The organism is Beutenbergia cavernae DSM 12333 (genome assembly GCF_000023105.1).
In the GTDB taxonomy this organism is placed as follows: Bacteria; Actinomycetota; Actinomycetes; order Actinomycetales; family Beutenbergiaceae; genus Beutenbergia; species Beutenbergia cavernae.
Genome location: NC_012669.1, coordinates 12,965 through 35,203, shown reverse-complemented (window position 1 = coordinate 35,203; position 22,239 = coordinate 12,965). Strand labels below are relative to the sequence as shown.

The 22,239-nt window shown below is 72.1% G+C and carries 25 protein-coding genes and 1 tRNA gene; 14 read left to right on the top strand and 12 right to left on the bottom strand.

Annotated elements, in window-relative coordinates; genetic code table 11:
• Positions 1 to 30: 30 nt before the first annotated feature.
• Both BCAV_RS00180 and BCAV_RS00175 read left to right on the top strand, forming a co-directional pair.
• Positions 31 to 528 carry a DUF2975 domain-containing protein gene (locus tag BCAV_RS00180; protein ID WP_012725080.1) on the top strand — a complete coding sequence of 166 codons (498 nt, stop codon included), beginning with the start codon at positions 31 to 33 and terminating at the stop codon, positions 526 to 528.
• Positions 528 to 788 carry a helix-turn-helix domain-containing protein gene (locus BCAV_RS00175; RefSeq protein ID WP_012725079.1) on the top strand — a complete coding sequence of 87 codons (261 nt, stop codon included), beginning with the start codon at positions 528 to 530 and terminating at the stop codon, positions 786 to 788. Before BCAV_RS00180 ends, BCAV_RS00175 begins: the two co-directional genes overlap by 1 nt.
• Positions 789 to 878: 90 nt before the next feature.
• On the opposite strand, the gene BCAV_RS00170 is transcribed toward BCAV_RS00175, so the two are convergent.
• Positions 879 to 965 (bottom strand) — tRNA-Leu (locus BCAV_RS00170).
• Between the two features lie 425 nt (positions 966 to 1,390).
• On the opposite strand from BCAV_RS00170, the gene BCAV_RS00165 reads away from it, so the two are divergent.
• The 7 genes from BCAV_RS00165 to pknB are packed head-to-tail and all read left to right on the top strand — an operon-like array spanning position 1,391 to position 10,205.
• The gene (locus BCAV_RS00165) at positions 1,391 to 2,098 is read left to right on the top strand and encodes an FHA domain-containing protein (protein WP_012725078.1); all 708 of its coding nucleotides are present in this window, start codon (positions 1,391 to 1,393) and stop codon (positions 2,096 to 2,098) included.
• Between the two features lie 22 nt (positions 2,099 to 2,120).
• Positions 2,121 to 2,606, top strand: a complete 486-nt coding sequence (locus BCAV_RS00160) for an FHA domain-containing protein FhaB/FipA (RefSeq protein ID WP_012725077.1) — start codon at positions 2,121 to 2,123, stop codon at positions 2,604 to 2,606.
• A gap of 4 nt (positions 2,607 to 2,610) precedes the next feature.
• Complete coding sequence (locus BCAV_RS00155; protein ID WP_012725076.1) at positions 2,611 to 3,999, top strand: PP2C family protein-serine/threonine phosphatase; 1,389 nt, start codon at positions 2,611 to 2,613, stop codon at positions 3,997 to 3,999.
• Positions 3,999 to 5,483 carry an FtsW/RodA/SpoVE family cell cycle protein gene (locus BCAV_RS00150; protein WP_012725075.1) on the top strand — a complete coding sequence of 495 codons (1,485 nt, stop codon included), beginning with the start codon at positions 3,999 to 4,001 and terminating at the stop codon, positions 5,481 to 5,483. The genes BCAV_RS00155 and BCAV_RS00150 overlap by 1 nt, the downstream gene beginning before the upstream one ends.
• Positions 5,480 to 6,961, top strand: a complete 1,482-nt coding sequence (locus tag BCAV_RS00145; protein WP_012725074.1) for a peptidoglycan D,D-transpeptidase FtsI family protein — start codon at positions 5,480 to 5,482, stop codon at positions 6,959 to 6,961. Before BCAV_RS00150 ends, BCAV_RS00145 begins: the two co-directional genes overlap by 4 nt.
• Positions 6,958 to 8,397, top strand: a complete 1,440-nt coding sequence (locus BCAV_RS00140; protein ID WP_043346324.1) for a serine/threonine-protein kinase — start codon at positions 6,958 to 6,960, stop codon at positions 8,395 to 8,397. Before BCAV_RS00145 ends, BCAV_RS00140 begins: the two co-directional genes overlap by 4 nt.
• Positions 8,398 to 8,399: 2 nt before the next feature.
• On the top strand, positions 8,400 to 10,205 hold the full coding sequence (gene pknB / locus BCAV_RS00135; protein ID WP_012725072.1) for a Stk1 family PASTA domain-containing Ser/Thr kinase: 1,806 nt from the start codon (positions 8,400 to 8,402) through the stop codon (positions 10,203 to 10,205).
• 113 nt (positions 10,206 to 10,318) lie between these two features.
• Here the strand turns inward: pknB and BCAV_RS00130 are convergent, their stop codons facing one another.
• Genes BCAV_RS00130 through BCAV_RS00115 form a run of 4 tightly spaced genes read right to left on the bottom strand, consistent with a single transcriptional unit; the run spans position 10,319 to position 12,678 of the window.
• Complete coding sequence (locus tag BCAV_RS00130) at positions 10,319 to 10,966, bottom strand: anthranilate synthase component II (protein WP_012725071.1); 648 nt, start codon at positions 10,964 to 10,966, stop codon at positions 10,319 to 10,321.
• A complete protein-coding gene (locus BCAV_RS22830) occupies positions 10,963 to 11,127 on the bottom strand; it encodes a hypothetical protein (protein ID WP_012725070.1) in 165 nt (54 codons plus the stop codon). The genes BCAV_RS00130 and BCAV_RS22830 overlap by 4 nt, the downstream gene beginning before the upstream one ends.
• A gap of 2 nt (positions 11,128 to 11,129) precedes the next feature.
• Complete coding sequence (locus BCAV_RS00120) at positions 11,130 to 11,960, bottom strand: class E sortase (RefSeq protein WP_012725069.1); 831 nt, start codon at positions 11,958 to 11,960, stop codon at positions 11,130 to 11,132.
• On the bottom strand, positions 11,947 to 12,678 hold the full coding sequence (locus BCAV_RS00115; RefSeq protein ID WP_012725068.1) for a DUF881 domain-containing protein: 732 nt from the start codon (positions 12,676 to 12,678) through the stop codon (positions 11,947 to 11,949). The genes BCAV_RS00120 and BCAV_RS00115 overlap by 14 nt, the downstream gene beginning before the upstream one ends.
• 123 nt (positions 12,679 to 12,801) lie before the next feature.
• On the opposite strand from BCAV_RS00115, the gene BCAV_RS00110 reads away from it, so the two are divergent.
• The gene (locus BCAV_RS00110; protein ID WP_012725067.1) at positions 12,802 to 13,047 is read left to right on the top strand and encodes a cell division protein CrgA; all 246 of its coding nucleotides are present in this window, start codon (positions 12,802 to 12,804) and stop codon (positions 13,045 to 13,047) included.
• Positions 13,048 to 13,625: 578 nt separating this feature from the next.
• Here the strand turns inward: BCAV_RS00110 and BCAV_RS00105 are convergent.
• On the bottom strand, positions 13,626 to 14,255 hold the full coding sequence (locus tag BCAV_RS00105) for a rhomboid family intramembrane serine protease (protein WP_342617035.1): 630 nt from the start codon (positions 14,253 to 14,255) through the stop codon (positions 13,626 to 13,628).
• A 40-nt stretch (positions 14,256 to 14,295) separates the two neighbouring features.
• Here BCAV_RS00105 and BCAV_RS23560 point away from each other — a divergent pair, with 40 nt between their 5' ends.
• Positions 14,296 to 14,475, top strand: a complete 180-nt coding sequence (locus BCAV_RS23560; protein ID WP_342617033.1) for a hypothetical protein — start codon at positions 14,296 to 14,298, stop codon at positions 14,473 to 14,475.
• A gap of 150 nt (positions 14,476 to 14,625) precedes the next feature.
• Here BCAV_RS23560 and BCAV_RS00100 read toward each other — a convergent pair whose 3' ends face one another.
• Positions 14,626 to 15,147 carry a peptidylprolyl isomerase gene (locus tag BCAV_RS00100; RefSeq protein WP_012725065.1) on the bottom strand — a complete coding sequence of 174 codons (522 nt, stop codon included), beginning with the start codon at positions 15,145 to 15,147 and terminating at the stop codon, positions 14,626 to 14,628.
• Between the two features lie 151 nt (positions 15,148 to 15,298).
• Between BCAV_RS00100 and BCAV_RS21275 the strand changes: the two genes are divergently transcribed.
• A complete protein-coding gene (locus BCAV_RS21275; protein ID WP_012725064.1) occupies positions 15,299 to 16,087 on the top strand; it encodes a hypothetical protein in 789 nt (262 codons plus the stop codon).
• Positions 16,088 to 16,240: 153 nt separating this feature from the next.
• On the opposite strand, the gene BCAV_RS00090 is transcribed toward BCAV_RS21275, so the two are convergent.
• From BCAV_RS00090 to BCAV_RS00075, 4 genes are all read right to left on the bottom strand, one after another.
• On the bottom strand, positions 16,241 to 17,143 hold the full coding sequence (locus BCAV_RS00090) for a carbohydrate ABC transporter permease (RefSeq protein ID WP_012725063.1): 903 nt from the start codon (positions 17,141 to 17,143) through the stop codon (positions 16,241 to 16,243).
• Positions 17,143 to 18,078, bottom strand: coding sequence for a carbohydrate ABC transporter permease (locus BCAV_RS00085; protein WP_012725062.1), 936 nt, complete (start codon positions 18,076 to 18,078; stop codon positions 17,143 to 17,145). The genes BCAV_RS00090 and BCAV_RS00085 overlap by 1 nt, the downstream gene beginning before the upstream one ends.
• Before the next feature lie 70 nt (positions 18,079 to 18,148).
• Positions 18,149 to 19,561: an extracellular solute-binding protein gene (locus BCAV_RS00080; protein ID WP_012725061.1), complete on the bottom strand. Its 1,413-nt coding sequence runs from the start codon at positions 19,559 to 19,561 to the stop codon at positions 18,149 to 18,151.
• A 317-nt stretch (positions 19,562 to 19,878) separates the two neighbouring features.
• On the bottom strand, positions 19,879 to 20,913 hold the full coding sequence (locus BCAV_RS00075) for a LacI family DNA-binding transcriptional regulator (protein ID WP_012725060.1): 1,035 nt from the start codon (positions 20,911 to 20,913) through the stop codon (positions 19,879 to 19,881).
• A gap of 38 nt (positions 20,914 to 20,951) precedes the next feature.
• Between BCAV_RS00075 and BCAV_RS00070 the strand changes: the two genes are divergently transcribed.
• The gene (locus tag BCAV_RS00070) at positions 20,952 to 21,158 is read left to right on the top strand and encodes a hypothetical protein (RefSeq protein WP_012725059.1); all 207 of its coding nucleotides are present in this window, start codon (positions 20,952 to 20,954) and stop codon (positions 21,156 to 21,158) included.
• A gap of 150 nt (positions 21,159 to 21,308) precedes the next feature.
• Positions 21,309 to 21,695: a cupin domain-containing protein gene (locus BCAV_RS00065; protein ID WP_012725058.1), complete on the top strand. Its 387-nt coding sequence runs from the start codon at positions 21,309 to 21,311 to the stop codon at positions 21,693 to 21,695.
• A gap of 10 nt (positions 21,696 to 21,705) precedes the next feature.
• Here the strand turns inward: BCAV_RS00065 and BCAV_RS00060 are convergent, their stop codons facing one another.
• A complete protein-coding gene (locus tag BCAV_RS00060) occupies positions 21,706 to 22,107 on the bottom strand; it encodes a VOC family protein (RefSeq protein ID WP_012725057.1) in 402 nt (133 codons plus the stop codon).
• Positions 22,108 to 22,239: the final 132 nt, after the last annotated feature.

The following is a 22,239-nucleotide window of genomic DNA, read 5'->3' as shown; positions in this document are numbered from 1 at the left end:
CGTTTATCGATAGGAAGCGGAGGTAGCGTCATGGGCGTTCTGGCGATCCGCGCGCTGCGCGTCGTGATCGTGGGGCTCTTCGCCGGCCTGCTGTTCGGGCAGATCGTCATCGCGCCGCTGATGGCTGTGGACATCTCCGAGGAGGTGCCCGACGCCGGCGCCTTGCCGTGGGTGGTCGCCGGCATCGGCATCGCGGGGCTCACCACGATCGAGGTGGCGCTCGTCTGCGTCTGGCAGCTGCTCACGATGGTGCGCCGCGACACCGTGTTCTCGCGCGCCGCGTTCCGCTACGTCGACGTCATCATCGGAACCGCCGTCGTCGCGACCCTGCTGGCACTCGCTCTGGGAGTGATCCTCGCCCCGGGCGAGGCCGTCCCGCCAGGCATGGTCCTCATGCTCGGAACCGCAGCCGCCGGGTGCGCCGGCATCGCGCTGCTCGTCCTGGTCCTGCGGGTGCTGCTCGCGAAGGCCGTCGCGCTCGACACGACGGCGACGACGCTGCGCGCCGAGCTCGACGAGGTGATCTGATGCCGATCGTCGTCGACGTCGACGTGATGCTCGCCCGGCGCAAGCTGTCGGTCGGGGAGCTGGCCGAGCGCGTCGGCATCACCCCCGCGAACCTCGCCGTGCTGAAGAACGGTCGCGCGAAGGCGGTGCGGTTCACCACGCTCGAGGCGCTGTGCGAGGTCCTCGAGTGCCAGCCGGGTGACCTGCTGCGCTGGGAGGCGACGACGAACGGCGACCCGCCGTCGCCCGTCACCTCAGCTCGGGACGACCCGAGCACCTGAGGTCCGCACCCCGCGAGTCGACCCCGATGGCAGGGGCCGGCCCACATGCACGAAGCGGCGGGATCCGCTCGGGATCCCGCCGCTTCGAGGTGGTGCGCGAGGGGGGAGTTGAACCCCCACGCCCTTTCGGGCACACGGACCTGAACCGTGCGCGTCTGCCTATTCCGCCACTCGCGCATGCCGCGCGGACGTGCCGCTCGGCGCCATGCAGATTAGCACGCAGGAGACGCCCCGACCGAACGCCCTGGCGCGCTGCCGGGCCCCTCGGTCAGCCCGCCCAGCGCGTGCCTCGCGGCGCCGGGTGCGGGGTGAGCGCCCGAGTGCGGGCCGGCACGCACCACACTCGGACGCTCACCCCACCCTCGGGCGCCGCCCGGTCGTCGCGAGCCTCTCCGTCCACCGGATCGCGCAGGTGCGGGCCGCCGTCGCCGGCGAACGTTTCACACGGCACGCACCCTCGTCCACGACCTGCACAAACCCTCATCGCTACGATGAACGTGGCGCCGCGTGCGCCCGAGGTGACGACCGCCGTCGCCCGAGAGCGGAGGCAGGGCACCGCACCCGGACGGCGGGTGCGAGCAGAAGCCGGGAGGAGGTGCGGGATGGGCGTCATCGACCGCTTCGAGCGCGGCGTCGAGCGCGTCGTCTCCGGCGCCTTCGCGAAGGCCTTCCGTGCCGAGGTCAAGCCCGTGGAGATCGCGAGCGCGATCCGCCGCGCGATGGACGACCGCACCGCCGTCGTCGCCCGCGGCCGCACCCTCGTGCCGAACGAGTTCGAGATCGAGCTCAGCCCGGGTGACCTGCAGCGCGTGGTCGACTGGGGCGAGGAGGCGCTCGCCGACGAGATGGTCTCCGCCGCCGCCGACCACGCCGCCGACCAGGGCTACACGCTCGTCGGCCCGGTGACCGTCGGGTTCTCGCAGGACGACGAGCTCGAGACCGGCCGCTTCCGCGTCCGCTCCGAGACCGTCCGTGGCGCCGTCGCCCCGGCCACCGCACCCGCTGCCCCGAGCCAGCGCCACCCCATCGTCGACATCGACGGCCAGCGCTACCTGCTCACCGGGCCCGTGACCGTCATCGGCCGCGGGTCGGAGTCCGACATCATCGTCGACGACACGGGCGTCTCCCGCCGGCACCTCGAGATCCGGATCACCCCCGACGGCGTCGTCGCGACGGATCTCGGCTCGACGAACGGCACGTACGTCGAGGGGCACCAGATCACCGCGGCCACGCTCGTCGACGGCAACACGATCACGCTCGGCCGCACGCGCATCCTCTTCTGGTCCGGCGACGCCGACGGCGCCGCGTGAGCCCTGGGGAGAACGCCGGACCATGAGCGAGCTCGTCGTCACGTTGCTGCGCCTGAGCTACCTCGCGCTCCTCTGGCTGCTCGTGCTCTCCGCGATCTCCGTGCTGCGCAAGGACATCTTCGGCACGCGCGTGGTGGCCCGCCTCACCGCCCGTCGCTCGCGAGGCGCCGACGCCCGCGACGCCGCCCCCGCGGAGCCGCCGCACGGCGCCCGGGCGCGGCCGGTCACGCTCGCCGTGCTCGCCGGCCCGCTCGCCGGCACCCGGCTCTCCCTGAGTTCCTCCGCGGTGCTCATCGGGCGCTCGCCGGGGTGCACCCTCGTGCTCGACGACGACTACGCCTCCGGGCGGCACGCGCGGATCTTCCCGCACGACGGCCGCTGGCTCGTCGAGGACCTGGGTTCCACGAACGGCACCTACCTCGCCGACCACCGCATCGGCGGCCCCGAGCCGATGGAGCTCGGCATGCCGTTGCGGATCGGCCAGACCGTCATCGAGCTGCAGAGGTAACCGCGTGACGATCGCTCTGCGCTACGCCGCGCGCTCCGACGTGGGCCTGGTCCGTTCCGTCAACCAGGACTCGGGGTACGCGGGCCCGCACCTGCTGGTCCTCGCGGACGGCATGGGCGGCCCGGCCGGCGGCGACATCGCGTCGTCGGTCGCGATCGCCCACCTCGCCGGGCTCGACGGCGAGTCGCACGGGGCCGACGACCTGCTCGACCACCTCGACCGGGCCGTCCAGGACGCTCACGAGGAGCTGCGCGACCTCGCGGCGGAGGACCCGGAGCTCGCCGGGCTCGGCACGACGCTCATCGCCATGCTCCGCTCCGGCAACAAGCTGGCGATGGTGCACGTCGGGGACTCCCGCGCGTACGTGTTCCGCGACGCGCGGCTCGAGCGCATCACGAGCGACCACACGTTCGTCCAGCACCTGGTCGACATCGGCCGGCTCACCGAGGAGGAGGCCGAGCACCACCCGCAGCGGTCGGTGCTCCTGCGGGTCCTCGGCGACTCCGGACCGGACGTCGTGCTCGACGAGTCCGTCCGCGAGGCCCGGGTCGGGGACCGGTACCTGCTGTGCTCCGACGGCCTCTCGTCGTACGTCAGCGCGGACACGATCACGACGACCGTCGGCGAGGTGCGCGACCCCGCGGCGTGCGCGGAGGCGCTCATCGAGCTCGCGCTGCGTGCCGGTGCACCCGACAACGTGACGTGCGTCGTCGCGGACGTGGTCGACGTCGACGCGCTGCCCGACGGCGCGGCGCCGGATCCGACGCCGCAGGTCGTCGGCGCGGCAGCCACCGACCGGCACCGGCCCACCCGCGGCGGGTCGGGCGCGGCGGCGCGGGCGGCCGCCCTGAACCCGGCGGCCGACGTCGAGCCGGACGAGGACCCGAAGCCGGCACGACGGCGGTGGGTGCGTCCCGTGCTCGTCGTCGCCCTCGTCCTCGCGATCCTTGCCGGCGCGGGATACGGCTTCTCCCGGTGGACCCAGACCCAGTACTACGTGGCCGCGTCCGGCGACTACGTGGCGATCTACCAGGGCATCCCGCAGGAGATCGGCCCGGTCCGGCTCTCGCACGTCGTCGTCACGACCGACCTGCGGGTGGAGGACCTGCCGCCGTTCGCCCAGGACCGGCTCACCGAGACGATCGTCACCGGTTCGTTCGAGAGCGCACGGGGCATCGTCCGCGGGCTCGAGGAGCAGAGCACCGCCCCCGAGGATCCGACGGCGAGCCCGACTCCGACGCCGAGTCCGTCGCCCACGGCGCCGGGCCAGGGCGGCACGCCGGCGCCGTCGCTCCCGCCCGCCTCACCGGCTCCCACCGAGCCCCCGGACGACACGACGGGCGCCCCGGCCGGCCCGACCGGCGACGTGCCGGCCGTCGTCGGGAGCGCCTGATGGCGACGATCGCACCGGAGGCCGCGCCGAACCGTCGCTGGGCCGAGCTCGCCCTCCTCGTGCCCGCGCTGGCGCTCGGGATCTACGCCTACGTCCAGGTCGGGCTGAACACGTCCGGCGTGATCCCGGCGAACACGTTGCGCGACTCGGTCGTGTTCACGCTCCTCACGCTCGGCCTGCACCTGCTGCTGCGCTGGCGCGCGCCGTACGCCGACCCGATCATGCTCCCGCTCGCCGTCGCGCTCGGCGGCATCGGCCTCGCGATGATCGCCCGCATCGACATCGCCGAGCAGCTGCGGGGGAACGCCGGGACGGCGGCGAACCGCCAGCTCGTCTGGATGATCCTCGGCATGGTGCTGGCGGCGGCCGTCCTGCTGTTCCTGCGGGACCACCGGACGCTGCGCCGGTTCACGTACACGGCCATGGTGGTGGCGCTCGGCCTGCTCCTCCTGCCGCTCGTGCCGGGCCTCGGCCTCAACATCAACGGCGCCACGATCTGGATCAGCGTCGGGCCGTTCACGTTCCAGCCCGCGGAGCTCGCGAAGATCTGCCTCGCCGTGTTCTTCGCCGGGTACCTCGTGACGAACCGGGACACGCTCACGCTCGCCGGACCGCGCGTCCTCGGCCTGCAGCTGCCCCGGCTGCGCGACATGGGCCCGATCGTGCTCGCGTGGATCGTCAGCATCGGGGTCCTGGTGCAGCAGAGCGACCTCGGGACGTCGCTGCTGCTGTTCGGGATGTTCGTCGCGATGCTCTACGTCGCCACCGAGCGTCTCTCCTGGGTGATCATCGGCGCGCTCCTGTTCGGGGGCGGCGCCGTCGCAGCAGCCGTCGCGTCCCCGTACGTCCTCGCGCGCTTCACGGTCTGGCTCCACGCCTTCGACCCCGAGATCTACAACCGGGACCCAGGCGGCTCGGGACAGCTCGTGCGCGGGCTGTTTGGCATGGCGAGCGGCGGGCTGTTCGGCACGGGCTGGGGGCTGGGGCACCCGATCCTCGTGCCGTACGCGAACTCGGACTTCATCGTGGCCTCGCTCGGGGAGGAGCTCGGCCTCACCGGCCTGCTGGCCCTGCTGCTGTGCTACCTCCTGCTCGCGCAGCGCGGGCTGCGGACGGCGATCGGCGTGCGCGACGGGTTCGGCAAGCTCCTCGCCTCCGGGCTCGCGTTCACGATCGCCTTCCAGTGCTTCGTGGTCGTGGGCGGCGTCACGCGCCTCATCCCGCTCACCGGTCTCACCATGCCGTTCCTCGCGGCCGGCGGGTCGTCGCTGGTGTCGAACTGGATCGTGCTCGCGCTGCTGCTGCGGATCTCCGACGCCGCCCGGCGGCCGGCCGTCGCCGCCGAGCCCGTCCCGGACGACCTTCCCGGCGTGGACGACGCCGCGGCGGACGACGGCGAGCGCGTCACCGCCCGCGGGGCCGGCTCCGCGGATGACGCCGACGGCGCCGACACGGCCGTCACCGAGGTGGTGAGGACCGAGTGAACGCCCCGCTGCGGCGCCTCTCCGCCGTCGTCATGTCGATGTTCCTCGTGCTCATGGTGGGCGTGACGTGGGTGCAGTACGTCCAGGCGCCCGGCCTCAACGACGACCCGCGCAACGTCCGCACCACGTATCGGGAGTACGGTCGCGACCGCGGGCCCATCGTCGTCGCGGGCACCCCCGTCGCGGAGTCCGTGCCCGTCGACGACCCGTTCGGGTTCCAGCGCACGTACGTGCAGGGCGACGTCTACGCGCCGCTCACGGGGTACCACTCGATCGTCTTCGGCTCCTCGATGATCGAGGACGCGGCGAACGACGTCCTCAACGGGACGGCGTCGTCGCTGTGGCTCGAGCGGCTCCAGTCGCTCGTCACGGGTCGCCAGCCCCGCGGCGGCTCCGTGGAGCTGACGATCGACCCGGTCGCGCAGCAGGCGGCCTGGGATGCGCTCGCCGGCCGAGCCGGCGCCGCCGTGGCCATCGACCCGCGCACCGGGGCCATCCTGGCGATGGTGTCGACCCCGAGCTACGACCCGAACACGCTCGCGGCGCACAGCTCGTCCGCCGTGAACGAGGCGTGGGACGCCCTGCTCGCCGACCCGGCCCGGCCTCTGGACAACCGCGCGATCGCGGGCAACCAGTACGCGCCGGGTTCGACGTTCAAGCTCGTCGACACCGTGGCGCTGCTCGCCACCGGCGACTTCGCTCCAGACACGCAGGTCCCCGCGCCGACGACGTACCGCGCCCCCGGCGCGGGCGCGGACATCCGCAACCCCGGCGGCGGGACGTGCGGCGGCGACACCGTCACGCTCGAGTACGCGCTCCAGGAGTCGTGCAACACGCCGTTCGCGCAGCTCGCCGTCGAGGAGCTCGGCGACGAGGCGTTGCGCGAGCAGGCCGAGGCGTTCGGGTTCGGGCAGGAGCTCCACGTCCCGATGACGGTGACCCCGAGCCGGTTCCCGCAGGGCGTCGACGGAGAGCTCGACCCCGCGTTCCTGGCCCTCGCCGCGATCGGGCAGTACGACGTGCGCGTGACGCCGCTGCAGATGGCGATGGTGTCCGCGGCGATCGCCAACGACGGCGTGCTCATGACGCCGTACACGATCGCCACGGAGCGCGGTCCTGACCTGGGAGTGTTGTCCCAGACCACGCCGAGCGAGTTCTCCCAGCCGATGTCCGCGGACGTCGCGGAGACGATGACGCAGCTGATGACGAACGTCGTCGAGAACGGCACCGGGCAGACGGCGCAGATCCCCGGCGTCGCCGTCGCCGGCAAGACCGGAACCGCGGAGTCGGGCATCGAGGGTGACGGACCCGAGGCCAACCCGCACGCGTGGTTCACCGCGTTCGCGCCGGCCGACGACCCGCAGGTGGCCGTCGCCGTCGTCGTCGAGAACGGCGGCTCGCTGTCCAGCGAGTACACCGGCGCCCAGCTCGCCGCACCGATCGCGCGCTCGATCATGCAGGCGGTGATCGACCAGTGAGACCGGAGGCTGGAGTGCTGCTCGGCGGCCGGTACGAGCTGCGCGAGCGCATCGCCATGGGTGGCATGGGCGAGGTGTGGTCCGCCGTCGACACGCACCTCGGCCGGCAGGTCGCCGCGAAGGTGCTGCGCGAGGAGTTCGCCGGCGACGAGATGTTCCTCGAGCGCCTGCGCACCGAGGCACGCAACTCGGCGAACCTCGCGCACCCGAACATCGCGATGCTGCACGACTACGGCGAGGTCGACGGCGTCGGGTACCTCGTGATGGAGCTGGTTGCCGGGGAGCCGCTCTCCGACCTGCTGGAACGCCGTCGGACGCTCCCGCCCGACCAGCTCCTGCCGATCCTCGCCCAGACCGCCCGGGCGCTGCAGGTGGCGCACGCGGCCGGCGTCGTGCACCGCGACGTCAAGCCGTCGAACCTGCTCATCACCGCCGACTCGCGGGTCAAGATCACCGACTTCGGCATCTCGCTCGGCGCGAACCAGGCGCCCATGACGGCGGCCGGGATGGTCATGGGCACGGCGCAGTACCTCCCGCCCGAGCAGGCCATGGGGCGGGCCGCCACCCCCGCCGGGGACATCTACGCGCTCGGGATCATCGCCTACGAGGCGCTCGCCGGCCAGCGCCCGTTCACGGGGACGACGCAGGTGGACATCGCGTTCGCCCACGTCAGCGAGCCGGTGCCGCCGCTCCCGCAGTTCGTCCACGCCGAGCTCCGCGAGCTCGTCATGTCGATGCTCGAGAAGGAGCCGGGCCGGCGGCCGGCCTCCGCGGCGGAGCTCGCCGTGCGCCTCGACGAGATCGCCGCGGCCATCGGCGCCGAGGAGTGGAACCCGGACGCCGTCCAGGGCCGCTGGCGCCCGACGGCTGCGGACCGGCGTCGTCAGCGTGAGCTGCCGGCGGACGGCGAGGCCCCGGGGTCCGACGGCGCAGGCGCCGACGCCGCCGCAGCCTCCCCGCGCGCGGCCGGCGCGGGAACGGGAGCGGAAGCGCAGACGCGGCGGGCTCGGCGGGGTCGGCCGCCGGCTCACGACGTGCCCGCCGCGGCCGCTGCCGCCGGGACGACGGCGCCCGGTCCCCTCGGGCGGGCGACGGCGCGCTCGGCGCATCGCGCCGGTCCGCGACGCGGGCGGGCGGCGTCCGAGCCGCAGCTACCCGCGTGGCTGGCCGAGCCGCTCGGGCGCGTCGTGGCGTGGTTCCGGCGCATCTCCTGGCCGGACTGGACCGAGAACAGGTGGCTGCTGGCCGGCGCCGTGATCGCCGTCGTGGCCGTGCTGACACTGCTGGTCCTGGCGATCGGTACTCTTGGCACGCCGACGTCCCTGGGCAGCGGCGCCACCGGGGTGCGCCCGATCGGGGGCGTGGCCGCGGAGGAGGCGCACGGTGCGGAGCTCGCCGCGGACGCGGTGGGTGGCAGCAGAGTGGAGGGTCTCTAGACGTGGACGAGCTCCCACGCGTCCTCGCGGGCCGTTACGAGGTCGGCGAGCTGATCGGGCGCGGCGGCATGGCCGAGGTGCACATCGGCCGCGACAACCGCCTGTCCAGGCGTGTCGCGATCAAGGTGCTGCGCTCCGACCTGGCACGCGACCCCACCTTCCAGGCGCGGTTCCGCCGCGAGGCCCAGTCGGCGGCCGCCCTCAACCACCCGGCGATCGTCTCCGTCTACGACACCGGCGAGGACATCGTCATGTCCCCGACCGGCGTCGAGACCCACCTGCCGTTCATCGTCATGGAGTACGTCGAGGGGCACACCGTCCGCGACCTCCTGCGCGACGGCGCCGCGCTGCCGATCGACGAGGCTGTCGACATCGTCTCGGGTGTGCTGTCCGCCCTCGAGTACTCCCACCACGCGGGGATCGTGCACCGCGACATCAAGCCCGCCAACGTCATGATCACGCCGACGGGCGACGTCAAGGTCATGGACTTCGGCATCGCGCGGGCGATGGCCGACTCCGCGGCCACGATGACGCAGACCCAGGCCGTCGTCGGCACCGCGCAGTACCTCTCCCCGGAGCAGGCGCGCGGTGAGGTCGTCGACGCGCGTTCGGACGTCTACTCGACCGGCGCGCTCCTGTTCGAGCTCCTCACCGGTCGGCCGCCGTTCATCGGCGACTCACCGGTCTCCGTCGCGTACCAGCACGTGCGGGAGGAGGCGCCGACGCCGTCGTCAATCGCTCCGGACGTGCCGGAGGAGCTCGACCGCATCGTGCTCACGGCGCTCGCCAAGGACCGCGACGTGCGCTACCAGAGCGCCGCCGAGTTCCGCTCCGACCTCGAGGCCGCGCGCGCCGGTGGTGTGGTGGGGGCGCCGTCCGTCGGCGCGATCCGCGCGGCCAACGCCGGGCCGGCCACCGAGGCGACGCAGGTGCTCGGCGCGCCGGCTGCCGCGGCGGCGACGGCGGCTGTCCTCGCGGACGACGGTGCCGGCGAGGACGAGGGCGGCGGACCGCGGAAGTGGTGGATCTGGGTCCTCGCGATCCTCGGGGTGCTGCTCATCGGCGCGATCATCTGGGCGCTCCTCAACCGTGGCGACGATCCCGGTGGGAACGAGACGCCGACGCCGACGCAGGTGGCCGTTCCGAACGTCGAGGGGATGACGCAGGACGACGCCCGGGAGGCGCTCGAAGCGCTCGAGCTCGAACCTGACTTCAGCCGCACCGAGGCGAGCGACACCATCGAGCAGGATCTGGCGATCCGGTCCGACCCTGCGGCCGAGACCCAGGTCGACCCCGGGACCACCGTGTACGTGTACATCTCGGCCGGGCCGGACACGATCACGGTGCCGGAGGTCCGCAACCAGACGCAGCAACAAGCGCGGGACACGTTGATCGAGGCGGGCTTCGACGCGGCCAACATCAGCACCGCGCCGGTGGACGACGCCGACCTGGCCCAGAACCAGGCCGCGGGCACCGATCCGGCAGCCGGTCAGGAGGTCGCCCCCAACGCGACGATCGTGCTCCAGATCGCCACCGGGAACGTGGCGGTGCCTGACCTCACCGGCCTGACCGAGGCGGAAGCGCAGCAGCTGCTCCAGGACAACAACCTCGTGTTCGCTCGTGTCGAGCAGCCGACCGGCGACATCGACCCGGGCATCGTGGTCGACTGGACGCCGAACACCATCGTGCCCCGCTTCTCGACGATCACGGTGTCGATCGCGATCGCACCGCCGGAGCCGACGCCGACGCCCACGGAGACGCCGTCAGCGACCGAAGGCCCGACCGAGCCGCCGGACGAAGAGCCCTGACCTCGTTGTGGGTGTGAGTTCCGGGGGCCGTGAGCGTTCACAGGGCCCGGAACTCACACTCACAACGAGCCTTTGCCGGGCGGCGTGTCGCAGAGTGTGTAGCGGCGCGCGGGTCAGCGAGGGCTGACGGGCGCGAGCGGCGCCAGACCACGGCTGCGGTCCACGGCGTCGGCGTCGCCGGTGATCGCGAGCCAGTTCGCGAGAAGCCGGTGGCCACCCTCCGTGAGCACGGACTCCGGATGGAACTGGACGCCGTACAACGGCAGCTCCCGGTGCTGTACACCCATGACGATCGGCGTCGTCCCGGCGCCGGTCCAGGCCGTGACGCTCAGCTCTGCGGGCACCGACTCGGTGACGACCGCGAGCGAGTGGTACCGGGTCGCGGTGAACGGCGAGTCCAACCCCGCGAGGACCCCGGCGCCGTCGTGCTCCACGCGCGACGTCTTGCCGTGCATGAGCTCCGCCGCGTGCGTGACGACGCCGCCGTACACCTCCGCGAGCGCTTGGTGGCCGAGGCACACGCCGAGCATCGGGACGCCGTTCGACGCGCACCGCCGGATGATCTCCATGCTCGTGCCGGCCTCGTGCGGGGTGCCGGGGCCGGGGGAGACCAGGACGCCGTCGTAGCCGGCCAGGTCCTCGGGCACGTCGCCCGTCGCGTCGTTGCGGAGCACGACCGTCTCGGCGCCGAGCTGTTGCAGGTAGCCGACGATCGTGTAGACGAAGCTGTCGTAGTTGTCGATGACGAGGATGCGACTCATCCGTCCTCCCCGACCGTCTGCTGGTTGATCGGCAGGTGCGGGGCGATCTCGGGGAACACCCACAGGAACAGGACGGCGACCACCGCCGCGACGAGCACGAGCGCCTCGACCGCCTTGAACCACGCCGGCCCGGGCAGCACACGCCAGATCCATCCGTACATCCTCAGCCCGTTCCTTCCTCTGCGGCGATGAGCTCGGCGGGGCGACCGCTCTCGCGCGGCACCCAGTGGTCCAGCACCCCGTGCACGATGAACCGCTCACGGGTGGAGAAGAGCGGGTGGCACGTCGTGAGCGTGATGAGGCGCTCCGTCGGCTCCGCGCTCGGGTCGGAGGGGTTCGGGGCGATGACGCTCACCTGGGTCGGCGCCACGATCGCCGTCTCCGTGACTGTGTAGACGTACCACGCCTCAGCGGTCGACACGATGAGGGAGTCGCCCGTCTGGAGCTGGTCGACGGCGAAGAACGGCCTGCCGAACGTCTGGCGGTGGCCGGCCGTGGCGAAGTTCCCGACGTCGCCCGGCATCGCCGTGTCCGGGTAGTGGCCGATGCCGATGACGTCGAGCACCGTGGCCCGGTCGACCCCCTCGGCGATCGTGCGCCGGTACGGGTCGTCGGCGTCCCAGCGAGGCACCCACAGCTCGGCGAACGTCTCGCCCAGCGGCGGCGCCGTCATCACCGGCGGCTCGTCGGTACGGACCTCGCCCGCCTGCTCCGGCGACGGCGTGAACGTCTCCTCGAGCTCGGCGATCAGGTGTCCTTGCTCGCGGATCGCCTCGACGTCCGTCCACCACAGCTGCCACACCACGAACAGGCCGAGCAGCACACCCACCGTGATGAGCAGCTCGCCGACGAACCCCACGAGCCGCGACCCGAACGACTGCTTGACCGGGCGCCGTCGGCGTCGCGCGGGATCCTGCCGGGCACGTCGTGCCGGCCGGGCGCGGTCGTCGGTCCCGACGACGGCGTCCCACGAGTCGATCTCAGGAGTCGCCATCGCCACCCTCACCAGGGACCGTCGAGTACGTCAGGGTGCGATCGCCGTCGTACGCCGGCATCTCGATCTCGGCCTGCTGCGTGACGCTCCACCCGAGGTGGTAGGCCTCCACGTACTCCAGGTACACCTGCACGGTGGGGGAGTCGTCGACGGCGTCGCGCAGCTCGGCGGGGTCGCCGATCGCCGCGACGCGGTACGGCGGCGAGTACGTCTTGCCCTGCAGCAGCAGCACGTTCCCCACGCACCGGACCGCCGTCGTCGACGTCACGCGTTGACCCTGGATCGTCATGGCCTCGGCGCCACCGGCCCACAGCGCGTTGACGACGGCCTCGAGGTCCTGCTGGTGGACCACGAGGTCGTCGGCGCGGGCCCCCTGGGGGAGCGTGCCGCCGGTCGGGGCGTCGGAGAGCTCGACGACGAGCCCCGGCCCTGTCACCGCGACGAACCCCGCGCCCATCGCGGTGTCGGCGTCGGCGGGCTGGGGCGGCGCGCCCACCTCGGCCTCGAGCTCGGCCACCTCGCTCCGGAGCGCCTCGACGTCGGCGTTGATGTCCCCCAGTCGGGAGTTCTCCTCGGCCACGAGGCCGCGCAGGTCCTGGGGTCGACGTTCGCCGTCGTCGGCGAACACCGACGCGCTCGTCGCGAAGAGGACTCCCGCCACTGCCGCGACGACGCCGACGGCGAGCGACGTGCGCGCTCGGGCGGGCTTCTCGGTCACGGGGATCCTCCGGGGCGGCGTGCGCCGAGCGGCGCCTGCTGTCCGCCGATTCTACGTCGGGGACCCCGCTCACGGTTCCGGCCACTACCCTGGGCGCAGGAACCGTCGTCCGAGGAGTCACCCGTGCCCGAGTCGAAGTCGCGCAAGAAGCCCGCCTACACGCCGCCGCCGAAGTCTGCGGAGGCCAAGCCGAACCCGGCCTGGTACGTGCCCACCTTCCTCACGCTCCTCATCGTCGGCCTCGTGTGGGTGGTCGTCACCTACATCTCGCAGTCGAACTACCCCGTGCCGGGGATCGGCAACTTCAACCTGGCCATCGGCTTCGCCTTCATCCTGGTCGGGTTCGTCATGACGATGCGCTGGCGCTGACGCCGGCCCTGCTTCACCCCCGCGGCACGCGCCGAACCTCGCACTAGCCGTCGAACCTCGCACCCCGGAGGTACGAACCTCGACGTGGAGTGCGAGGGTCGGCGCGCCACCCTTCCACCGGCCGCGACTTCCACCGGCGCGACACCTGCGACACCTTCCACCGCCGGGAGCTCCTCTCGTCCCCAGGTGTGGAGTGCCCTGTGGAAAACTACACGGGTGTAATTCCACACGTGTGAACACGGCTGTGGATGACACGCAGGACTTCCCCACAGCTGTGGATAACTCGGCCGTCGCCACGAGACAGCCTGCGAGCGGGCGCTGAGGAAGGACCCAGCGCCCGAAGAAGGGGTTCGGGCGTACTACCTCACGCGCCCGGTACTACCTCGAGGTCATCCGGCCGGACTCGGCCCTCGCGGGAGGGGGCACGGCCCGGCCGGGCGGAAGCGCACACAGCTGAGGGCTTGGACGCCCACGACGCCGAGCCGACGGGCCCGCGCCTCAGGGCCTCAGGGCTCACGGCTCCTAGGCCTCAGGGCCCCACGCCTCAAGCCCAAACCCCAGACGGGCGGGTAGGCCCCTCAGACGGCGGCGTACTTCGCGAACGACGCAACGACCAGCAGCACCGCCACCGCCACGCACGCCGCGGGACTCGACCACGACCGGATCCGCGGCGGCGCGTACACGAACGCGACGGCGAGCAGCGCGCCCGTCACCATGCCGCCGAGGTGCGCCTGCCATGCGATGCCCGGCACGACGAAGCCGATGACCACGTTGATCGCGATGAGCACGAGGATCTGCGACGCATTCCGGCCCGTGCTGCGCAGCACGAACACGATCGCGGCGAACAGCCCGAACACGGCGCCGGACGCCCCGACCACCGGGATCGTCCACGCACGGGACAAGGGGTCGGCGAGCAGCAGGTACCCGACCGACCCACCGATCGCGCTCAGCAGGAACAGGGCCGCGTACCGCCAGCGGCCGAGCATCTGCTCGAGGAAGCCGCCCACGATCCAGAGCGCGTACATGTTGAACGCCAGGTGGAGCAGCCCGCCGTGCAGGAACGCGGCGGAGAGGAACCGGTACGGCTGCACCTCGCCGATGGCCGCCGAGAACGCCATCGCCTGGTACACCTCGGAGTACAGCCCCGGCGCCACGTACCGCAGCAGCTCGATCGCCGCGCAGATGACGATGATCGTCAGCGTGATCACCGGCCGCCCCGCGCGCGCCCGCCCGCCGAGAGGGGTCCGCGTGCGCGGGGTCCGGGACCGCGCCTCGCGCACGCAGTCCACGCACTGCACACCCACGGCTGCGGGCCGCTGGCACTCGGGGCACACCGGTCGCCCGCAGCGCTGGCACGTGACGTACGAGATCCGGTCGGGGTGGCGCGGGCACACCGGCGCCGACACCCCGTACGACGGCACACCCTGACCCGGCGGCTGTTCGCCCGGGGGTACGGCGCCGTACCCCCCGGGCGGGGGCGTGCCACCGGGCGGCGGCGCGGCGCCGTACCCGCCGAACCCGCTCACGTGAGCCGGGCCGCGGAACGCGCCGGACGCCGTCGTGCCCTCACGAAGGTGCCTACTCGACGATCTCGATCGAGCTGATGACGACGTCCTCGAGCGGCCGGTCCTGCGCGCCGGTGGCGGTGGTGCCGATGGCGTCGACGACGGCGACGCTCGCCTCGTCGGTCACGCGGCCGAAGATGGTGTGCTTGCCCTGGAGCCATGTGGTCGGGCCGGTCGTGATGAAGAACTGGGAGCCGTTCGTACCGCGGCCGGCGATCTTGCCGGCGTTCGCCATCGCGAGCACGTAGGGCTGCGTGAAGTTCAGCTCGGGGTGGATCTCGTCGTCGAACTGGTAGCCGGGGCCGCCGCGGCCCGTGCCGAGCGGGTCGCCGCCCTGGATCATGAAGTTCGGGATCACGCGGTGGAAGACGACGCCGTCGTACAGAGGCCGGTTCGCCGGCTGTCCGGTCTCGGGGTCGGTCCACTCCTTCGTGCCCGTCGCGAGACCGGTGAAGTTCGCGACGGTCTTCGGGGCGTGGTTCGGGAGGAGCTCGACGCGGATGTCGCCCGCGCTGGTGTGGATGATCGCGTCCATGGCCCGATCCTCCCATGCCGGCCCGGCGGCCCGTGCGACGCAGAATCCTCCCGGAGGCGGATCGCGCTCGTCCGGCCGCAGTGGCACGATAGGGAACTCGGCCCCGAGGGCATCGCGGAGTGGGCGGATCGACCAGCCAGAGGGAGTGCAGATGTCGCGCAAGAAGAAGCACGTCGACCCGGAGCAGATCAAGGAGCAGGCCACCGAGGCCGGCAAGTCGGCGCTGCACCTCGCGGAGCAGGGCAAGGACTGGGCCACGCCGCGCGTCGAGGCCGCCATCGACTGGGCTGCTCCGCGGATCGAGAAGGCGTGGCGGGCAGGTGTCCTCGCCGCGGCCCCGAAGGTCGAGCAGGCCGCCGAGAAGGCGAAGGACGCCACCGACTCCGCGCACGACACGCTCGTCGACGTCGTCATCCCGAAGATCGTCGCGGCGATGCAGGAGGCCGCCGACGCCGCCGCCGCCGGGGCGAACGGCGCCGCTGACAAGGCCAAGGCCGCGACGGCGGCCGTCGTCGAGTTCGTCGAGCCCCCGAAGAAGAGCCACGTCGGCCGCACCATCGGCTGGATCGCCGTCGGTGGCGCCGTCGCCGTCGCCGGCTACGCCGTCTGGCGCCGCACGCAGCCGCTCGACGACCCGTGGGCCGAGGAGTACTGGGAGGACGCGGCCGGCGACGACGCGCAGGCAGCTGTCGACGACGCGTTCGCCAGCGGCACGTCCACCGTCACCGACGCGGCCGCCGAGACCACCGGGGCCGCGAAGGACAAGGTCGAGGACGCGGCCGACGCCGTCGCCGACACCGCGAAGGATGCCGCCGACACCGCTGCCGAGAAGGTCGACGCCGCGGCCGGTGAGGTCGAGGACGTCGTGGCCGAGGCCAAGGACGCCGCCGCGAAGCCCACGCGTCGGCGCACCACGAAGAAGGCTGACGACGCCGGCTGAGCTCGAGCCGACACGCACGAGGGCCCGGACCGCGCGAAGCGGTCCGGGCCCTCGTGCGTGAAGTGCAGCCGCTCCGGCGCGTCCCGTGGAGGATCGGTTGCCGCACGGGCAACCGATCCTCCACGGACGACGACGCCGCGCGCCGTCTGCGCGTCAGGCGCCGGCGATCCCGGTGGTGGAGATGCCCTTGATGATCTGCCGCTGGAAGAACAGGAACACCACGATCAGCGGCAGGGCCGCGAGGACCGCCTGAGCCATGTTCTGCGCGTACTGGATGCCGTAGGCGCTGATGACAGTCTGCAGACCGACCGGGAGCGTCATGAGCTCGGCCTTGTTGACGACGATGAACGGCCACAGGAAGTTGTTCCATGCGCCGATGAACACGAAGATCGACACGGCCCCGAGGATCGGGCGCGACAGCGGCACCACGATCTGCCACAGGATCCGCAGCCGGCTCGCGCCGTCCATGAGCGCCGCCTCCTCCAGCTCCCGCGGGATCTGGTCGAAGAACTTCTTGAGGATGAACACCATCGGCGCCGCGATGACCTGCGGGAGGATGATGCCCCAGTAGGTGTCGACGAGGTTGAACGTCAGCATCTGCTGGAACAGCGGCACGATGAGGATCTGGCCGGGGATCATGATCGACGCGACGGTGACGGCGAGCAGCATCCTCCGGCCGGCGAAGTCGAACCGCGACATCGCGTAGCCGGCGAGCGACGAGATCACTACGGTGATCACCGTGACCGCCGTCGACGTGAGCAGGCTGTTCCACGCCCAGCGCGGCACCATGCCCTCGGCGAGGGTGGTGCGGAAGGCCTCGAGCGTGAAGCCCTGCGTCGGCCAGATCGAGATCGGGAACGCCGCGGCGTCCGCCTCGGTCTTGAACGAGGTGAGCACCGCCCACAGCACCGGGATGAGCCAGGCGAGAGCGAGCACCACGAGGATCGCGAAGGCGACCACGCGGGCCGGACGCACGCCGCGGCGTCGTCGAGCCGTGCCGGAGGGAGCGCCCGCCTGGGAGGTGGCGGCGGGGTGGGAGAGGGTCTGCGCAGTCATCACTTCACCGTCCGACGGGCCGCGATCACCGAGTACACGATCGACACGGCGATGATGAGGAAGAAGAAGATGTAGGAGATCGCCGAGGCGTATCCGAGCCGGTAGCCCGTGAACCCGACCTCGTACACGTACTGGAGGATCGGGCGGGTCGCGCCCGCGGGTCCGCCGCCGGTCATCTGGTAGATCTGGTCGAAGACCTTGAGCGAGGCGAGGATCTGCAGCACCCCGACGAGCACCGTCGTCGGCGCGAGCTGCGGCAGCGTGATGGAGACGAACTTCCGCCACGATCCGGCGCCGTCGAGCGACGCCGCCTCGTACAGCTGGTCGGGGATGTTCTGCAGGGCCGCGAGGTACAGCAGGAAGTTGAAGCCGATCGTCCACCACACGGTGGTGATGACGACGGCGTGCATCGCCGTGTTCGGGTCGTTCAGCCAGGCGACGGGCGGGATCCCGAAGTTCCCGAGCATGTCGTTGATGAGTCCGAGCTGCGGGTTGAACAACCACTTCCAGAACAGCGACACGACGGTCGACGCCAGCAGGAACGGCAGGAAGAACGACAGCCGCCAGAACCACTGGCCCGGGATGCCGAGGTTCACGAGCACCGCGATGCCGAGGGCGATGAGCACGAGCGGGATCGTCGAGAGCACCGTGAACCACACGGTGTTGCCGAGCGAGCTCCACACCTCGGGGTCGGCGAACGCCTCGACGTAGTTCTCGACGCCGAGCCACGAGCTGTTCGCGCCCGTGAGGCTGCGACCCGTGAAGCTCATCCACAGGCCGTAGATCGTGGGCCAGACGAGGAACAGGATGAACGCGAGCGCGAACGGCGCGCAGTAGATCCAGCCGCGCAGGTTCTCGGTGCGTCGGCGGCGGGTGCGCTCGGGGCGCACCGCCTCGGTGAGGGCACGCGGGGGCGTGCCGAGCTGTGCGGTCATCGCGCGACTCCTTCGGCGCTGGGGACGTGGCCGACGACGGCGGCCCGAGGGTGGGTGGTCACGGGGCGCCTCATACCGGGCTCGGCTTGGCGAGGAGCGCATTGATCCGCTCGACGAACCCGTTGAGGCCGTCGATCGGCGGGACCGTGCGCATGAACACGTTCTGCATGTGGTCGCCGAAGTACCGGTGGAAGTCCGACCCGGAGCCGGAGAACCAGGCCTCGGGGTCGTAGACGAGGTAGTCGGTGGCGTCGGCGTAGTGCGACTGGGGGACGAGGTCGTCGTACGCCGGGTCGTCGACCACGGGGCTGTAGGCCGGGATGTGGCCGGCGGCGGCCCAGTCGAGCGAGTTCTTGAGCACGTACGCCACGAACTCGTGCACGAGGCGACGCCGCTCAGGGTCCGGGTTCGTCTGGTGCGGCAGGACGAACGCGTGCGAGTCGGCGTACGCGGCGGGCGTTCCGAACACGTTGGGCACGAGGCTGATGTCGAACGGCACGCCCTGCGCCTTGTAGTTGCCGGTCTCCCAGACGCCGCCGTAGAACATCCCGGCCTTGCCGGTGATGAACTCGGAGATCGCTGTGCCGCCGTCGTGGCTGGCGTTGCCGATGTCGCCGTCGATGAGGGAGAGGATCCACTCGAGGGTGTCGACGGCGAGGCCCTCGTCGTACTGCATCGTCCCGCCGATCGGGAGCTCGACCGTGCCGCCCATCTGCGTGTAGTACGTCGAGAACATGCGCCACATGTTCGAGCCGTCGCCGAGGTAGCCGAACGCGAGGCCGTGGCCGCCGTCGCTGGCGTCGCCGAGGCGGGCGGCGAGATCGCGGAACTGCTCCGGCGTCGTCGCCTCCTCCAGCAGGCCGTCGGAGCCGAGCGCGCCGGCCGCCTCAGCGATCTCGGTGTTGTAGTACAGGACGAACGGGTGCGAGTCGAGACAGACGGCGGTCAGCTCGCCGTCGTGCAGGCTCTTGGCCCAGATCCGCTCCGGGAAGTCCTCCTCGCGGATGCCCAGCTCGGCGAAGAGGTCCATGTCCCAGGAGTCCAGCAGGCCACCGGGCGCGTACCCGGGAACCCGGGCGGCGTGCATGATCGCGACGTCGGGCGCGCGGCCACCGGCCGAGGCCATCGCGAGCTTCGTGTAGTACGGCGAGCCCCAGGCGAGCACGGTCTGGGTGAGGCTCGCGACGTCCTGCGAGCCGTTGAAGCCGTCGACGAGCGAGCCCATCGTCACGCCGTCGGGACCCGAGAGCAGGTGCCAGAAGCTGAGATTCTGCTGCGTGGCGCCCGAGGCGCTCGGCGTGCCGCACGCCGCCAGCGAGGCGAGTGCTCCCGCGCCGAGGAGCCCGGCGCCGCCGGTCAGCAGACGTCGTCGGGTGAGGGACGACGGCGTCGCGCGGCCTGCGCTCTCGGGTGCGGTTCCGTGGGGGTTCGGGCCTGCGGGCGCGACGCCCGCTCGCCCGGTCGGGGTGTTGCGTGGGGGCATGTGCTCCACTCCTTCGTGGTCGGGCTCGATCGCCCGGCTCGCGGTCGTGCGGCGCGTCCTGAGGTCCGCGGGTCGATCCGGCCCGGGTCAAGGGACGGGGTCGCGTTCCCTGGTCGTGGCACGCGTTCCGGCAAAGTACATCGATGTATCGGCGAGGGTCAACCCGGATGTGAACGGTCACAACCCGACGTGCCGCCGTCTCGGGTCACGAGGTGGCAATCCGCGTCTCTGACCGGCGCGATGTCCGCCGCCACGCGCCACGGCGCCGCTGCGGCGAACGGTGCGCCGACGCCGGTGGCGGCTGTTGCGGAGCGCCCTCAGAGGCGAGAACGCGTCGACTCGCGATCGACGATCCGGTGCGCGATGAAGTGGGTCCGTGGAGGCACGGTCGCCCCCGCCACCCGCTCGCCGAGGAACCGCACCGAGGTCGCCGCGAGGTCGTCGTAGTCGCCGGCCACGGTGGTCAGCGACGGCACGAGGCTCGCCGCCAGCGGGACGTCGTCGAACCCGACGAGGCTGACGTCGTCGGGCACGCGCAGCCCCGCGCGGGTCAGCGCCCGGAGCGCCCCGATCGCCATGGAGTCGGTGAAGGCGAACACGGCGTCGAACCGGACGTCGTCGGCCACCACCCGCTCGACGGCCGCCTCGGCCGCCTGCGGCGACCAGGCCGGCACGTGCACCTCGAGCCGCACGTCCTCGTCGAGGCCGGCGGCCGCGAGCGCGTCCCGGTACCCCTCGAGGCGCAGGTGCGCCGTCGCCGCCTCGGCGCGCGGAGCTGTGCCCAGCGCGAGGATCCGCCGGTGCCCGGAGGAGACGAGGAACGCCGTGACGTCAGCTGCCGCCGCGCGCGAGTCGACGCCGACGTGGTCGACGTGCTGGTCCTCGACCTCGCCGATGAGCACCACCGGCGGCAGGTCGGAGCCGAACCGCACGATGCTCCGCTCGAGCACGATCGGGTTGAGGATGAGGCCGTCGACGAGCCGGTCGCGCGCCCGCGCCACGAGCTCGTGCTCCCGGGACGGCTCCGCGCCCGTCTCCTCGACCTGGACACCCCATCCCGCCCGACGCGCCGCCTCGACCACGTGCTGCAGGGCCATCGCCGAGTACGGCGTCGACAGGTCGGGGAGCGCGAGCCCGATGATCCCCGACCGCCCGTTCCGCAGGCCACGCGCGGCGAGGTTCGGCACGAAGTCCAGCTCGACCATCGCCGCCTGGACGCGCTCCCGCGTCTGGGGGCGCACGCCCTCGAAGTCGTTGAGGACGTTCGAGACGGTCTTCGGCGAGACGCCGGCGAGCGCCGCCACCTCCTTCACGGTGGCTCGACGGGCGCCCTGCGGCCGCACGGTGGTCATGGGGATGGATCGTAGGCCCCGGGCGCGGGAGTGCGACGATGGTGGGCGTGCACGACGACGACGCGGTGGCGGCCCTGCGCCGTTGGGAGGCGTTCGGTGCCGTCTGGCGGGTGCTCGGACGCGGGCCCGACGGCGTCACCGTCGCGATGTGCCGATGCGACGACGGCGAGGAGATGGCGCGCTTCACGTCCGCCGACCCGGGGCTCGAGGAGTTCCTCGCCGGGCGCACGTCGAGCGCGGACTGAGCCCACGCCGATTCAGACTCGAGCGGTCGAGTCAGACCTTCCCGCGGGTCTGAGTCGACCCCTCGGGTCTGACTCGGCGCACGTGACCTAGGTCCCGGCGGCCGGTCCGCGCCATCACGTACGGTCGAAGCCGGACCCCGGGAGGCACGGATGGACCAGGAACGCGACGTCCCGCGGCTGGTGGGCGACACACGACGCGCGTGGACGCGCCCGCCGGACGCCGTCGGCGCCGTCTGGGCCCTGGACGTGCCGGACCGGGACCTCGACGCGAACGTCATCCGGATCCCACCTGGCGAGCGGATCGAGGAGTTCGCTGGCCCCGACCTCGACATCCTGTGGGTGGTGCTCGACGGCGAGGCGCACCTCACGTCCGGCACGACCGTCGTGGAGATGCTGCCCGGGGCCATCGTGTGGCTGCCGAGCGGTAGCCGGCGCGGCGTCGTGCCAGGACCGGACGGCGTCCGCTACCTGACGGTCCACCTGCGCAAGGAGCCGACCGTCCTGCGCCCCACGGTGCGACCCGTCGGCAGGCGGTGACGAGGAGTCGTCAGACCTCGGCGTAGATCTCGATGACGTTCTGCTCGGGGTCGGCGAAGAACACGGCGCGATGTCCGAACTCTGGGAAGCTCCTCACCGGTTCGAGCAGCTCGGCCCCACCCGCCACCAGCTGGGCGGCCGCGATGTCGACGTCGTTCGGTGGAACCCGGAACGCGAGCTGGACGGAGGCGCTGGCGGCCAGCGGCGCAGGACCGTCATAGGGCCGCCCTCGTCGCCGCAGCGCCAGCGTCGCCGACCCCACCCGGAGCTCGACGTAACGGCCGGGGACCTCGCGCTGGACGTCGAGCCCGAGCACGTCTGCGTAGAACGCTCGCATCATCGCCACGTCGTCGCAGAGGAGCATCGTGTAGTCGAGTGAGCGGAGCGCACCGAGGCCGCCGGGTGTATCCACGAACCGATCCTGGCAGAGCCGACGCCGCCGGGACCGGGTGCGCACGTTTCCTGCCTGCCGCTGTCGTATCCGCCCGATCCCGTTCGTGGAAAGGTTGACGTGGGCACGGGCCCGCACCTGACACAGGGAGCA